Origin of the sequence: Oligoflexus tunisiensis (assembly GCF_001748245.1) — a bacterium.
Taxonomy (GTDB): Bacteria; Bdellovibrionota_B; Oligoflexia; order Oligoflexales; family Oligoflexaceae; genus Oligoflexus; species Oligoflexus tunisiensis.
In genome coordinates, this window is the sequence record NZ_BDFO01000001.1 from 7100950 (window position 1) to 7115361 (window position 14412).

General features: G+C 56.0%; 14 protein-coding genes. 4 read left to right on the forward strand and 10 right to left on the reverse strand.

The genetic code is table 11. From position 1 onward, the window contains the following. Positions 1-3 precede the first annotated feature (3 nt). Both OLTU_RS29545 and OLTU_RS29550 read right to left on the reverse strand, forming a co-directional pair. Positions 4-876, reverse strand: coding sequence for a DUF4382 domain-containing protein (locus OLTU_RS29545; protein WP_218110351.1), 873 nt, complete (start codon positions 874-876; stop codon positions 4-6). Between the two features lie 20 nt (positions 877-896). Beyond that, positions 897-1748: a TIGR02147 family protein gene (locus OLTU_RS29550; protein ID WP_176737075.1), complete on the reverse strand. Its 852-nt coding sequence runs from the start codon at positions 1746-1748 to the stop codon at positions 897-899. A 278-nt stretch (positions 1749-2026) separates the two neighbouring features. Here OLTU_RS29550 and OLTU_RS29555 point away from each other — a divergent pair, with 278 nt between their 5' ends. Both OLTU_RS29555 and OLTU_RS29560 read left to right on the forward strand, forming a co-directional pair. Further along, the gene (locus OLTU_RS29555; protein WP_141736316.1) at positions 2027-2695 is read left to right on the forward strand and encodes an EF-hand domain-containing protein; all 669 of its coding nucleotides are present in this window, start codon (positions 2027-2029) and stop codon (positions 2693-2695) included. Positions 2696-2720: 25 nt separating this feature from the next. Beyond that, on the forward strand, positions 2721-3185 hold the full coding sequence (locus OLTU_RS29560; protein ID WP_141736317.1) for a c-type cytochrome: 465 nt from the start codon (positions 2721-2723) through the stop codon (positions 3183-3185). A gap of 4 nt (positions 3186-3189) precedes the next feature. Here the strand turns inward: OLTU_RS29560 and OLTU_RS29565 are convergent, their stop codons facing one another. The 5 genes from OLTU_RS29565 to OLTU_RS29585 form a co-directional block, all read right to left on the reverse strand. Further along, positions 3190-3981 carry a TrmH family RNA methyltransferase gene (locus OLTU_RS29565; RefSeq protein ID WP_141736318.1) on the reverse strand — a complete coding sequence of 264 codons (792 nt, stop codon included), beginning with the start codon at positions 3979-3981 and terminating at the stop codon, positions 3190-3192. 1 nt (position 3982) lies between these two features. Further along, positions 3983-4843 carry a class I SAM-dependent methyltransferase gene (locus OLTU_RS29570; protein ID WP_141736319.1) on the reverse strand — a complete coding sequence of 287 codons (861 nt, stop codon included), beginning with the start codon at positions 4841-4843 and terminating at the stop codon, positions 3983-3985. A 56-nt stretch (positions 4844-4899) separates the two neighbouring features. Beyond that, positions 4900-6006 carry an alanine dehydrogenase gene (gene ald / locus OLTU_RS29575; protein ID WP_141736320.1) on the reverse strand — a complete coding sequence of 369 codons (1107 nt, stop codon included), beginning with the start codon at positions 6004-6006 and terminating at the stop codon, positions 4900-4902. A gap of 69 nt (positions 6007-6075) precedes the next feature. Continuing rightward, a complete protein-coding gene (locus tag OLTU_RS29580) occupies positions 6076-6855 on the reverse strand; it encodes an MBL fold metallo-hydrolase (protein WP_176737076.1) in 780 nt (259 codons plus the stop codon). Between the two features lie 38 nt (positions 6856-6893). Then, a complete protein-coding gene (locus tag OLTU_RS29585; protein ID WP_141736322.1) occupies positions 6894-8354 on the reverse strand; it encodes a RecQ family ATP-dependent DNA helicase in 1461 nt (486 codons plus the stop codon). A 122-nt stretch (positions 8355-8476) separates the two neighbouring features. Here OLTU_RS29585 and OLTU_RS29590 point away from each other — a divergent pair, with 122 nt between their 5' ends. Together OLTU_RS29590 and OLTU_RS29595 are read left to right on the forward strand one after the other, a co-directional pair. Then, complete coding sequence (locus OLTU_RS29590) at positions 8477-9676, forward strand: aspartate kinase (protein ID WP_176737077.1); 1200 nt, start codon at positions 8477-8479, stop codon at positions 9674-9676. Between the two features lie 57 nt (positions 9677-9733). Next, a complete protein-coding gene (locus OLTU_RS29595; protein WP_176737078.1) occupies positions 9734-12478 on the forward strand; it encodes an ATP-binding protein in 2745 nt (914 codons plus the stop codon). Here OLTU_RS29595 and OLTU_RS29600 read toward each other — a convergent pair. Genes OLTU_RS29600 through OLTU_RS29610 form a run of 3 tightly spaced genes read right to left on the reverse strand, consistent with a single transcriptional unit; the run spans position 12475 to position 14403 of the window. Further along, positions 12475-13293: a hypothetical protein gene (locus OLTU_RS29600; protein ID WP_141736325.1), complete on the reverse strand. Its 819-nt coding sequence runs from the start codon at positions 13291-13293 to the stop codon at positions 12475-12477. The genes OLTU_RS29595 and OLTU_RS29600 overlap by 4 nt on opposite strands. A gap of 40 nt (positions 13294-13333) precedes the next feature. Next, complete coding sequence (locus OLTU_RS29605) at positions 13334-13819, reverse strand: hypothetical protein (RefSeq protein ID WP_141736326.1); 486 nt, start codon at positions 13817-13819, stop codon at positions 13334-13336. An 8-nt stretch (positions 13820-13827) separates the two neighbouring features. Next, positions 13828-14403 carry a GTPase domain-containing protein gene (locus OLTU_RS29610; RefSeq protein ID WP_141736327.1) on the reverse strand — a complete coding sequence of 192 codons (576 nt, stop codon included), beginning with the start codon at positions 14401-14403 and terminating at the stop codon, positions 13828-13830. Positions 14404-14412 lie beyond the last annotated feature (9 nt).

Below are 14412 nucleotides of genomic sequence, written 5' to 3' on the forward strand. Positions count from 1 at the left end.
TATTTAAGGCAGTTTCACCTTGGTACCCTTGTCAGCATCTACAGCAACCACCACATCCTCGACGTCACCCACCGCAACCTCATTCCGGAAGACGCGGAGGTCGTAGGTTCCTGGTTCCAGGAAGGCGAGTTTGAACTGGCCATTCCTGACTTTGGCGGAGCTGATGGCGTTTTCGCAGGTGTCGTCATTATCCCGGGCCGCTCCGTCCGCGTAAACGCAGACCACGGATCCGTCCTGCCCTTCACCCGCAGCGCTGCCTGACTTGCTGTTATCCGCGAGGCGCAGCACAGGCTTCAGCTGATACTTGCTCTTGTCTTCGTTCCCGTTTCCATTTCCATTCCCCTTGCCCGTGACCTTGATGGATTTGCGCAGATCGAAGTCGATTGTCAGCTCCAGAGGCACACCGTCGACCTTGGTGAATGCTGTTTGAATCTTGAGGCCGCTGTCGGAGCCGCTGGGAATCACCAGCGCATGCTCAGCCCCTTCGCTGTCCACAAGGCGGCCCGGGGCCTCCTCGGCCAGAATCAGACGGGTTTGACCATAAGTTCCGGCAGGCAGGGATTCAATGGACGCAAGAAGGGATGTTTCGCCGTTCTGCAGCTGCAGAAGGTCGATCTCCTGATCCGTTTCCATGGGGATGGTGATCCATTCACCCTCAGTCTGGGCAATCTGGACGCTTTCCACCGTAATATACACATTCTGTGCATCCTCAACCGGGGCATCGGTTATGGAGAACGTCAAAGCAGGCTGCACCACAGGACCTGGTTCCGGCTGTTGCTCGGTCTCCGGTTCCGTACTTTCCGGATTGCCGCCGAGGGTTCCTCCGCAGGCATCGATGACGAGCACGCAGACGGCAGCCTGGACGATTGATTTCAAGTCTCTAAGCATTCGTGCCCTCACTCGGTAAAAGGAAAGAGTTGAATGTTGATCTGATAGATTTCATCACCCACTCCACCCCGATCCGCTTCATCCAAAAGTTGCAGCTGGAACGTGTGTATCATGGCACGCAACTTCTTTGCGGTTTCTTCATTGACACTGACGGTCACGGCACTCACATCGCGGCGCTGACCACTGATGGAGGTTAAAGCGGCCTTGGCATGATCAATCATGCTGCTGTGATAGCTGACCAGTGCCATCCCCTTGATGCGGTGCCCGGTGCTGACACGGTCCTTGGTCTGACGCCAGGTGTTGAGTTCCGGATCAAACGCGATCAGGTTCAGCCGTTCGAGCAGTTCCAGGCTGGTCTTGACCTGAGCCGGTTTCAAATTCGGAATGATCCGTTTTGCGATCCAATTGACATCGGGCTGGAAGTTTTTCGTGCCGATCAATTCCCAAATCACAGGGTTATACCAGACCGCGAAGTACTCGAGCATATCCTTGTCAAGTTCATCCGGCAGGGTTTTCCTTTTCAGAGTCTGAAGCTTTTGAAAATATTCCTCGCGCTTGGCGGAAGTCTTGGCATTGCAAAAGGAAACAAGGGCACTTAAATAGTGGGCTTCCGCCGCTTCCATTTCGAGGTTTTCGATCACACTGACCGCGGCCTTGTCTGTCAGAGGTCGATAGCCGTGGACGATCTGATGCATGACCGTGGTGGCTTTGAAACCCAGGTCTTCGGCAAATCTCTGGTAGGAGTATTCACCGGCCGCTTTTCTATGTTCATAAAGAGCGCGGAAGAAGAGGCGGTAGTCGAGATAGGAACTCGGCTTCACCTCTCTTTTCACGATCTCTTTTAGTCCTGACTTTTTCAATCTCAGACTCCATAAGCCGTGCGCATGAATCGATGTGCTAGGGTTCTTATCGGATTTTTTGGTAAAAACTTTAGGCCTTTTTGTGTACTTAGTTTTTTTATAAGCTACTATTTTTATTGGAATAAGAAAAATCACTTGCAAAGGGGCCCACAAATTTTGTGTACAGCAGAAATGGGACTGGGCAAGGCTTTGTTATGACTTTCGAAGGCGCGGTTCTTAAAAGTTTGCCCAAGCGGCACCGATAGTGTGCATACGGTTTTTAATTCCTGGAGGGACCCATGAGAACCAAATCGCACCACATCGGCCTATCTCTTTTAATGTATGGATCCATGCTTCTGATGCTGGCCTGCCAGGGTGCAGATCCATCAGAAAGTAACGATCCAGGTCCGGCTGATGTGGAAACAGGCTGGTTCAACCTCTCCAAAGAAGCTCAGGCTGAAGTCCTCGGGACTCAGGTCAAATCCATGGGCGAGATGCGCAAGGAATTGATGGCCAGGGCCGATGCCGATGGGGATGGCGTGCTGAGTGAGGCGGAAAAAGCGGAGCTGCGCGCGGACTGGAAGGACCTGAAGGACGAGATGAAAGCCGCCTTGAAAGCGGAGCTGGATAAGGATGGCGACGGTGACGTCAGCCAGGACGAAAAGAAGGAAGGGCTGGAAGGCATGGGACAAAAGATCAAGGAAGCCATCCAGAGCAAGCACGAGGAAATGCGTGCCGCTCAGGAAGCTGCGCGTGCCAAAATCAAGGAAGCCTGCGCCGCAGCCCGGGGCAAAAAGGATGCCGACGTCGATGTCAAGGCTGAGCAGGAGGCATGCAAGGCGGTAAGAACGGAAGAAAAGGAAAAACTTCAGGCACAGCTGAAGGAAAACCTCGACGCCTTGAAAGCGGAAATCGACGAGCTGAAAGGCATGCTCGCGACCGTTGAAGTCCAAAGCACAACCCTTTAATCACAAATTGAAACGGAGACAAATCATGATCATCAAACATATCACCCTCATCGGCTGCCTCGCTCTTTCGCTGATCGCTTGCGACAAAATTGGCAATAAGAACAGTCGGTCCTCCGGCGGCGGCAGTGAAGCGGCTCCTGCGGATCCCGCCGTCAGTGAAGGCGATGCGACGGCTGCCCAGGATGAAGCCGGCCAGAATCCTGATGGCACTCCAGTGGATCCCGCCATGGCTTTGACCGGCAAGGATCTCTATGCGAAGCTCTGTGCGGGCTGCCATCAGGATTTTGAAGAGTCGACGCTGGGCAAAACGTCCATGGGTCGACTGAAGGCGGCGATCGAAAAGGAACCTGATATGGCTGGCTTGAAGGATCTGAGCGAAGCGGATCTGGAAGCGCTCGTCGCCGCATTGAGCGAACTCCCCCCAGGCAAGGGCAAGAAAGCTGACAAGAAAGACGAAGAGAACGAGGAAGCTGAAGTTGAAGCCGAGTGAGAAATCAGCTCGTCCAGCGTTGCCTCAGCGCCTCGTAAAGGATGACAGCGCCGGCCACCGAAACATTCAGTGAGTCGGCGAGGCCCTGCATCGGAATCTTCACCGGAATGTTCTCGAGCTTTTGCCAGACCGGGGAAAGGCCCCAGGCCTCCGACCCGAGTACTATGGCCAAAGGACCTTTGAGATCAACCTGGAAGTGATACGCTTGAGCCAAGGGCGAGGCCGTCAGAATCCGAATCCTCTTCTGCCCACAATAGTCTGCAAAACTCTCATGATCCGTGACGATCAAAGGTCGCGTGAACAGTGCCCCCACACTGGCCCGCAAGGCGTTGGGATTATAGGGATCCGCCTTGGGATCGAGCACGACGATGGCATCCACTCCGGCACCGTCGGCACTCCGCGCCAGGGCCCCGAAATTACCCGGTTTTTCGATATTTTCGAGCACCAGAAGCCAGGGGTCCGCCTTATCCGGAAGGTGCTCCAGCCCAAACGTTTTCTGCTCCAAAACCGCCACCAGACCATCACTCCCTTCACGCACGGCGAGTTTGGCAAAGACTTCCGTTGTGATATGGAGCTTCAGTCGTTCTTCAATCCGGAGCAGAAGTTCACGCGCATAGGGACTGAGAACCTCATGGCAGATGTAGAGCGTTTTCAAAACATAGGCGCTGGCGAGGGCGCGACTGATTTCCCGCGCGCCTTCCAAAACAAAAAGCCCCGTCTGCCGGCGCGCCTTGCTTTCACGTAGCTTGATCACATCCTTGATTTTTTGATTTTGCGGGCTGGTGATGGTGATCATATCAATCCCGAATAAACCAGGTGTTGGACCCGCTTGGCAAAGCCCGTCCGGATTCCTTTTCGCGGACCAGCATCTCCTCTTCCAGAAAACGACCGGGCACCGAACCCACCAGAGGCAAAAGAAGATTGCGCATGGCCACCGGCGTGTATCCGTTGGAATGGGAACTCAGCAGGATGAATTTGAAATCATCAGCCAGAAGTTCCTTCAACCCATCCAGAAGGGGAATGAGATGCTCCTCGATTTTCCAGACCTCATTCTTCGTGCCGCGGCCAAAGCTCGGTGGATCCAGAATAATCCCCTGATATTTCTTTTCCCGCCGCACCTCACGCGCGACATATTTCTGCACGTCCTCGACCAGCCAGCGAATTTCATGCGAACCGAGCTCATTCAATTCAGCATTCTGCCGGGCCCAGGCCACGGACGTTTTGGAGGCGTCCACGTGGGCAACCTTCGCCCCGCCCTGCGCCGCGGCGAGGGTTGAGCCTCCTGTATAGGCAAAGAGATTCAGCACATGAAATTCACGTCCGTCCCGCGAACCATCGAAACAAAGTTTGCGAATGCGCTGCCAGTTGCCCGCCTGCTCCGCGAAGAGACCGAGGTGACCGAAATCCGTCAGATCCATCTGCAGTTTCAGGCCGCCATAGTTAATGACGAACTGCTCCTTCATCTTTTTATTGAAAAAGGTCCACTTCCCATCGCCTCCGCTGAAGCGGGCATAACGCGCGTCCACCCGATTCCATTGGTCTTCACCAAGGCGCGGCGTCCACACCGCCTGGGGCGAAGGGCGCACCATGCGATAGGGTCCAACCTGTTCGAGCTTTTGAAAGTTTCCGGAATCGATCAGTGTGTAGGTCATATCCATGGACGGGGAACCTTGTTCGGGGGGCCCATATTCGGGCCCCTATGCGGCTGGGAAAATTAGAAGCTGACTCGTTCGTACGGCAGTCCGAGGGCTTCCGCAACGGCTGAGTAGGTGACCTTGCCCTGATAGGTGTTGAGACCCAGGGTCAAAGCCGGAGAGTCGCGCAAAGCTCTTTCGAGGCCCTTGTTCGCCAGCTCCATGGCATATTTCAGCGTGACGTTGGTCAAGGCATAGGTCGAGGTCTTGGGAACATCGCCGGGAATATTCGTCACACCGTAGTGCAGAACATTTTCGTCGACGAAGACAGGATCATCGTGGGTCGTCGGACGAATGGTTTCGATGCAACCCCCCTGATCGATCGCGACGTCGACGATGGCCGAACCGGGTTCCATGGTGCGTACCATCTCGCGGGTCACAAGGCGGGGAGCCTTGGCACCAGCGATGAGCACCGCACCGACCACGAGATCGGATTCCGCGACGGCGTCAGCGATGTTTTCAGGGTTCGACATCATGGTGTCAATGTCATTGCCGAAGATATCATCGAGGTAAGCGAGGCGGGCTGCGTTCACATCCAGAATGGTCACCCGCGCGCCCAGGCCGATCGCCATCTTCGCCGCGTGGACGCCGACAACGCCGCCGCCAACGATCGTAACGCGACCGCGGCGCACACCAGGAACGCCACCGAGCAGAAGACCTTTGCCGCCGGAATGCTTCTGCAGACACTGAGCTCCGACCTGAACCGACATGCGGCCGGCGACTTCACTCATGGGCGTGAGGAGTGGCAGCGATCCGTTGGCCAGCTGAATGGTTTCATAAGCGATGGAAGACACACCGCGCTTGACGAGCTCGTGCCCAAGTTCGTGAGCGGCAGCGAGGTGCAGATAGGTATAAAGAATCTGGCCTTTGCGCATCAGGGGGAATTCCTGAGCGACCGGCTCTTTCACTTTGATAATCATGTCGGCGCTGCCCCAGATCTCAGCGGCGGATCCGATCATGGTGGCGCCAGCGGCCAAATATTTTTCGTCGGGAATAACCGCACCAAGGCCGGCAGTTTTCTCGACCAACACCTGGTGGCCTGCGTCCACCAGCATTTTTACGCCACCCGGAACGATGGCCACTCGATTCTCGCGGTTCTTAACTTCCTTCGGAACACCGATGATCATACGTGCTGACCTTTGCCTTAAAATGTCTCAAAAAACGCTGTGATTGCCCCTCGCGATCACCGCACGTTCTTACGATACGGTAGCCCCCAGGTCAATCGTCATTCCATCGTAAGCCAGCTCCACGCCCGGTGGCATTTCCGCGTTATGTTTGGCATAGTCCACATCATGAGCCAGATGCGAAATGATGCCTCGCTTCACGCCGAGCTGGCGAAAGAGTTCGATGGTTTCGGGAATGACACTGTGAGCCTTATGGGTGCCAAAGTGAATTCCACTGGCCACCATGGTATGGATCTGCCCGCGCCAACGCTCGATGGTGTCGGCCGGGAAACGCTTGAAATCCGTGGCATAAACGAAATTGCCGAAGCGGAACCCGCAGGTATTGACATGTCCGTGTGGAAGACGCACGGGTTCGATGGCAAAGTCACCAATCGCAAACGGGCCCACCGGCATCGGGAGCAGATCGACCTGGGGCGTGGCGCCCTGGTAGCCCGTGTCCTCGAAGGCATAGCGGAACCGTTCACGAAACTCGCTGTGATACTCTTCCATCAGATAGCAGTCGATGGACCTTCTGTTGCGAAAATAAAAGCCGCGCAGGTCGTCGAAACCCTGCGTGTGATCGGCATGAGTGTGGGTATACAAAACGGCTAGAACTGCGTCGATGCCGGCCTGCAGAACCTGCAGCCGCATTTCCGGAGAGGTGTCGATGAGCAGAGTGTCCGATCCCTTCTGCAGGGCGATCGACGCGCGGGTTCTCTTATTGCGAATATCCGGGCTTTTGCAGACCGCACAGGGACAGCCGATAACCGGCACACCGGTGGAGGTGCCTGAGCCCAAAATGATAACTTTCACGAGAATCGCTCCCTCTTTTGGGCTGCCTGGGCGTCTCTTTAACGGAAGTATCCTTCGATGTAACGTCGCGGGCAGCTCGCCTGCTTCACAAGTTTGTGCATGGCGTTGAGCTTATCGAATTTCCATGCTACCTGCTTGCGGAGAGCTTGTAAAAGGCTATCCAAACCATGGGCATCCTCCCCTGCGGTCACAAAGGATTCCCAATCCCCGAACATGGTGCCGTCAGCCGGCAGATCGGTCAGACAGAAGGCCTGCTCCCGATAGAGAAAATCCAGCGCGGTCCGAATCGTGTCGCGGCCCAGATCGGTTTGCACCACGAGTTTCTGGAGCAGTTCCAGCTCACGGTAACCGCTGCGCTGCTGGAAGAGATCCTGCAAAATTCCATGGACCTTGAGCAGATCCATTTCACTCGGATAGCTCTTCTCAATCATGAATTTCTGAATGTAGTAATCACGCGGCCCATAATGGAGATGGCAGAGCGCCAGACCCCCGTCACGTCCCGCGCGACCGATTTCCTGGGTATAGGATTCGACCGAGCATGGCATGTTTGCATGATAAACATAGCGAATGGAAGGCAGGTTGATGCCCATGCCAAAGGCTTTGGTGGCGACCATGACCTGCAGTTTCTGGGCGCAGAATGCTTCCTGGGCACGCATCCGTTCATCCGCCCGCAGCCCGCCATGATAAAGACCCACCGGGATTTTTGCCTGGCGCAACTTGTGAAACATCTCTTCCGCGGACTTGCGGGTGGCGGCATACACAATGCCCTGACCTTCCGCTTCCCGGATGCCCTCCACCACATGCAGCTTTTGCGAATCGACCTTGTCGTGCCGATGCACGATGAGTTCCAGGTTATCCCGGGGCGCAGCGCGCAGAATCTGCCTGGGCTCCCGCATGCCGAGGATCTGAATAATTTCCCGGCGTTCTTCGGCCGTGACCGTCGCCGTCAGAGCCATGCGCGGCGCGGGACCGAGTTCATCGAGGTAGGTTCCGAGCCGGCGATATTCCGTGCGGAATCCCATGCCCCACTGATGCACGCAGTGGGCTTCATCAATGGCAATCAGGGCCAGGGGCAGATCCTTCAAAAGCTCGCGAAAGCCCGGTAAAGCCAGTCGTTCAGGCGAGACATAAAGAACTTTCAAACGCTGCGCGAGAATCAACTCGCGCGCGTCGCGCTTTTCATCGATCGACATCATGCTGTCAAAGGACAGAGAAGGAATGGAGAGGTCCTGCAGCTGACGCTGCTGATCGCGCATGAGGGCGATCAAAGGTGAAACCACCAGCACAAGGCCAGGGGAAACCAGAGCGGGGATAAGATAGCAGAAGCTTTTGCCACCACCTGTCGGCACCACCACGAACGAGTCGTGGCCGCGCAGGGCTTCGGTTACAGCTTCAATTTGATAGTCATAAAGGCTGGGTACACCCAAACGCGTGGCCATCTGTTCGAAGAGCGGACGACCGGGCGAGGCGATTCCAGCCTGGAGTATGTTCTCGTGCATTTCGCTTCCTGCGGAGACCTTGCTGGCCCAGCAATCTTTGCTTTTCAAGTCCGGGTATATCTTGTAACAGATAGCTGCTATTTTTGCATAAGTTTGTGCAATTGGCGATAAGGATCAAGAGCTTGAGTCTTTACATACAAAAGTATGGCGGAACCTCTGTGGGTACGCTCGAACGCATACGGGCCGTGGCCGAACACATCGCCGCCACTTACCGCCAAGGGCACCGCCTCGTGGTGGTCGTCAGCGCCATGGGACAGCAAACGGATGAGCTTCTGGATATGGCTCTGGCCTTGAGTCCGGAACCACCTCAGCGGGAAGTCGATATGCTGCTTTCCGTTGGCGAACGGATCAGCATGTCGCTCCTGGCCATTGCACTCAATGAGATGAAAGTTCCGACCGTTTCCTTTACCGGTTCCCAGAGTGGCATTCTCACCGACGATACGCACGGCAACGCCAGAATTCAGAAAATTCTGGGCGATCGCATTCGGAAGGCGCTCGACAGCGGAAAACTGGTGATTGTTGCCGGATTTCAGGGCATGTCGGAAGCCGGCAAGGAGATCACCACGCTGGGCCGCGGAGGTTCTGATCTGACAGCCATTGCCCTTGCGCACACTCTGAAGGCGGATCGTTGTCAAATCTATAAGGATGTGGATGGCGTTTGCTCGGCCGACCCACGTCTCGTACCATCAGCCCAGGTTATGCCGTCCATGAGCTGGGACAGCCTCAGTCACCTCACCTGGTATGGATCGGGTGTGGTACACAACCGTGGGGTTCACCTCGCCAAGAAATATCAAATTCCGCTCGAAATTCGTTCGAGTTTCAATCTGGAAACCCCAGGAACTCTCGTAGGGGGGAGCAAGACTGTGGAAAGAGCTGTTGTTCACGCCATCACCCATCGCAAGGATCTGAGCTGGATTCGTATTTCGGATTGCCAGGCAGGGACGATCAGCCCGGTGCTGAGCTATCTCTTCACGCTGGGTGAGCACCCGCTGTTTGTTCAGCAGCAGCACACCGAGCATGGTCTGACCATGGATCTGGTGTTAAGTCAGAAGTTCAAGGATAAGCTGGCCGCTTTCATCACGAAGGTATGTCCAGGTGCGAAAGCGAACGAACGCGGCCATGGCCTGGCCTGCATCACGCTGGTGGGGGATGGTTTCTGGCAGCAGCCGGAACTGCTCGGCCGCATGCTGGAAAGCCTGGGCCAGTCGCCTTTGCTTTTTGACTGCAAGAACGCGGTTGCCAATCTTCTTATTCCGCAGGAACACCTGGAGCAGGGCCTGCGTTCCTTGCATCGGGATCTGATCGAAGCGGCTGTTCAATAAGGCCGAGCTTTGACCTTCCTTCACGCCTCCCCGATAATGGAGGCTGAGGAGGTCACGATGCTTCACTACGCGTTTTCCATCCTGCTCAGTCTGCTGCTTCTGTTTCCTTTCCCAGGTTTCGGCCAGGAACTTCACTTTGAAATCAACACCCTCAGCGACATCAAGAGCGCCCTGCAAACCGATCCCAGAGCACTCAAGGTTTCAGCCGAAGGTAAATTGCAAAACCTTGGCGAGGAACAGACTTCCGCCACTTGGGTGCAGGCCTTCCTCGCCTATACGCTGGCCGTCAATGAACTCGGCTCGCTGGAACCTCTGCGGCTTCGTTATGCGGACCTTCTGAAGGCCATGCAGGAGGCGCAGAGGCTCGGCCTCCACGAGGAATTTCTTCTCTTGCGTTACGTCTGGATCTTTGTTCCCGATCCTGAAGGCAAGGTACGGGAGGAGCTGACCTTCCTCAAGGATCTGGTCAGGCTCGCGGATCAGTTCAATATTCCTGCAGCGAAGGTGAAGGCCCGGATGGATCTCGCCTATAACATGCGGGAGCGCGGCGACACCAAACAGGCCCTCATGCTCCTGAATGAGATGAATGATATCGTCAAGGCCCATCCGGAGATTGACCTTGTCGATCGGCTGATCGTGCAGAATCAGTCCGCCATCTCCTTTCTCAAGCAGGGTCAGCACGAGCAGGCGCACGCCATTCACGAGGCCATTGCCGTCATCTGCCGTCGGGAAGGATACAGCTATCTCGGTTCCATCATGGAAAACCATCTCGGCGATTTTTATGCCAGCAAGGGGGATCCCGCCTCACTCGAACAGGCGGAGATGCATTATCGCAATGCGCTCCAGATTACCCGCAAGCAGGCCAATGGCTGGCTTGAGGCCACGGTGTCGCTGAACCTCGCCCAGCTTCATATGAATCGAAACGAAACCAGCAAATCCAGGGTGCTGGCGCGCAGGGCCGCTGAACTCTTTGAAGTCAATGATGATGTCATGGGCGTGGCGGATGCCGCCTCCATGCTGGGCCTTCTGGCGATCGACGCACGGCAGTGGCGGGAGGCGGCTGCGCAGCTGGATCGCGCGGAAAAAATCTATATGGAGCACGATTACAAGGAAAGCGTTCGCACCATTCTGGAAGCGCGCTCCAAAATGTATGAAGGCATGGGGGACCTGCGGCGTGCCCTGGATCTTTTGAAGGCCTTTGTCGCGGAGTTCAAAAACGCCGTCAGTGACAGAAATCAGAAAAGCATCGCCGAGCTTTTGGTCAACACCGGCCTTAAGGTCGAGGCGGAGCGGAACAAGGCCCTGCAAAAGGAAAACGAGCTGCAGGCGCAGGAGATTTCCGCGGCCCGCAAAATCCGGGTGGCCCTCGTGGTGGTCGCGGTTCTGGCCCTTGGCATTCTCGTCCTTCTGATCCAGGTTTATCAGGGATCACAGCAGATTCGTACGAGCAAACTCAAGATGCAGCGGATTCTGGATCATATTGAAGAAGGCATTTTTACCATCAATGCCCAGCTGCATATCGAAGGGGAATCCTCGGCCTTTCTGCAGCAGATTTTCGAGCTGCATGAGCCGCCCACGGGCCATGATGCGCTCGACATCCTGCTGGGACAGAGCCATCTGAATGCCGAAGAGCGCAGCATGGTTCGCGAGGTGCTGCGAGCCTGCATTCATGAGGAGGTGCTGGCGTTTGAATTGAATGCCGCGCATCTGCCCACCGAACTGCAGATTCACGGGCAGGTGACCCGCATCGTGCTTGTGCACTGGACGCCCCTCTTTGACAAGGATAAAAGGATTCACGGTTTTCTGGTCAACCTGCATGATGCCACCGTGGAGAGGCGGCTGGCGGCTGCCGTGGAGGCCGAAAAAAGCAAGAGTCAGGAACGGGAGCATCGCATCCTTGAAATCGTGCGGGCCGAACGTACGGCCCTGCGCAAGGCCTTTGCCGATGCGCATCGGGTGATGGAGAGCCTGGGACAAGCGTCCTTGACCGAGGATCAGATTCAGGATGCCTTCCGCGATCTTCATACGATCAAGGGCGTGGCGCGAACGCTCGGCATGCGGGCCATGAGCCTTGGGAGTCATGAACTGGAAGGCAAACTGCTGGTGCTGAGGGAGAAGGAGACTTTGGATCTCTCACTTTGGGAACAGCACATTGCGCAGTTCCGCTCGATCGTCCAGGATTATGAAGCCCTTGTGCAGCAGATTGAACAGGGCAGCGCCATCAATCATGCCGACGATGGCAACCTCGCCCATGAAGTCGGTCGTCATCAGAATATGGTCGTAAAACTTTTGAAGCGACAGAAGGTGGATTGCGAAAGTTTTGAAGTGATCGACGAGCTGATTCACTGGCCTGAGGAACTTCTGCAGGCGGCCGGAGAGGTTCTGGTTCACAGCCTCACCAACAGCGTGGACCATGGTTTCAATCTTCCCAAGGTTCGCGGCCTGCCGGTGGCAGCAGCCCGCTTTCGCATTCATGCGCGCGAGGAAGGCTCCGGCGCCGTGAGCCTTGAAATACAGGATAACGGCCAGGGTCTTGATCTGGACCTTCTGAAAGCGCTGGCCAAGCAAAGAGCCTGGGCCGGCCAGACCTTTGCTGAACTCACCCCGATGCTGTTTCTGGATGGGCTTTCCACTGCGGAAAAAGCCACAGCCACCAGCGGTCGTGGGGTCGGGCTTGCGGCGATTCGGGCGATTGCTGAGAAATGGCAGGGATCGGCGGAGATCATGCCCAATGCCGATGGCCGGGGCTGCTGCCTGACGGTGCATCTCAAGACGCCGAAACCGCTGGCAGCTTCCGCTTAATCGATCGGGGCGGAAACGCCCACAAAAAGTCCCGGACTGTTCGCGGAATGAAGGCGCAGGAATGTGAAGCCCAGTTCCGGCTGCAGTCCATCCCGACGCCAGATGGCGGCAACGCCGAGACGCAGATAAAGGCCGACGCCATCATCAATGCGGTTGTTGAGCACTTTGCCTTCATCAAGGCCGGCGGGCAGGGTTACGGTCGCATTGCTGAGACCCAGATCCCCATCAAGGCGCAAGGCTATCATTTGATAAGGGGCCAGGAGTTCGCTGATCCCCACGCTCATCCCTGCGGTGGTCACGGAAACATTGGCCGCAGCTACGCCTGCGCCCAGGTTATCCGAGGCCTTGCCTGAACCTGAGAGATAGTGCAGGCGTCCGGTCAGCAGAAAATCTCTCCAGAGCAGGTAGTAAACGCCACCTTCCAGGCTGGTGCCCACGAAGCTGTCACCGACGCCCAGATTCACAGCGCCCAGGCCCACGCCCCAGGACAGTTCCGGCAGCGGGGTGATGAGGCGGAAATACTTTTGAGGATTGCGGGCCTTTTCATCCTCGATCACTTCCATTTCATAAGAGCGATAGAGAGGCGCCCATCTTTGCGTAATCTTGATCATGCGGCTTCTGTTGCGGATTTCCACGACTTCACCGATGGCCGCAAGCTGCCCCTCACCGGAAAAAACGCCAACCTTGTCGCCGATTGTCAGACGTTTGGTCTGCACTTCGCAGATCGTCTGCTGCTTGTCACATTTAAAGGGCATGGCAAATGCGGGAGCGGCCAGCAAAAGGCCCAGTAGACTGCTGATCCATGGCATGCGCATGAGGGAAGGCTCCTCCACAGTCGGTTTCAGGTCCAGGAATCTATTTTACCAGATCGGGACCGTTTTCGGCCATGAGCTGCGTCAGGCGCTTCTGCACCTCCTCATCCATCTCCAGTATCGAAAATTCATCATGCAGCGTGCCGGCGAAGACCTGCATGGCTTTGTTGTAGGCCACGCGCACGGAACCCTGGGGCAGGGCCCGCAGAATATCAACAATGCGAAGCCAGTCCGTGGAGCCACGGCAGAGGTTTGGATCGATTTTCATCAGATAAAGCAGCGAAGGGTCCCGCCCTTCCGCTTTCAGAACCGGCTCAACCACCAGGATCGGCTCGATGCGATCGGCGAGCTCCGGTCGGCCGAGAGCTTTGGCGGCTATATTCTGGGCCTGTTTGGAAACGGCGAGCGTCGGTTCCACGAAACGGGTCAGTCCGAAATATCCCTCAGGGTCCGAGGGGAAGCGCATGACGCCTTGGGCATCAAAGGTTTGCAGAAGAACGGTAATACGAGGGGTCTTGAAAGGCTGCATGCCGGATCCTATTTCCCAAGCTCATCCAGGATGAGGCCCGAGATTTTTTGTATGGTTTCCAAAGTGCCGATGTGCTGTGTGGCAATGGCTTCAATATCAGCGAGGCCGTTGGGATTCAATTCCTGTTTCAGCACATCCAGAGCTATGGCCTCTTCATGATCACGTTTATTGTATTGAATCACCCGCGGCAGGGCCGAGAAGTTGATACCCTCCTGGGTGAGCAGCTCCTTGGTATGCTGCCAGGAGTCCAGATTTTCCTGCAAGGCGCTGAGGCAGCTGTCAACGACAAAGACGAGGCCATCGATGCCCTTCAGGAGCACCATGTTGAATGTCGGGTAAAGCCCGTGTTCCGGCATGGTGTAGACATGAAGCTTGACATGAAAATCCTTGAGCTGACCCAGCGACAGCGGAATGAATTCATAAGGCGCGAAGTTTTCGGCGATGAATTCTGCGGGTTCCCGGGTCAGACGGATCGAGCTGCGACGATAGATCGAACGAAGATTGGCGGTCTTGCCCGCGCCGGAGGCGCCGAGATACAGGACTTTGCAATGGATTTCGCGTGTTTCGAAGTTTGCATAGGCCATCGGCGCTCT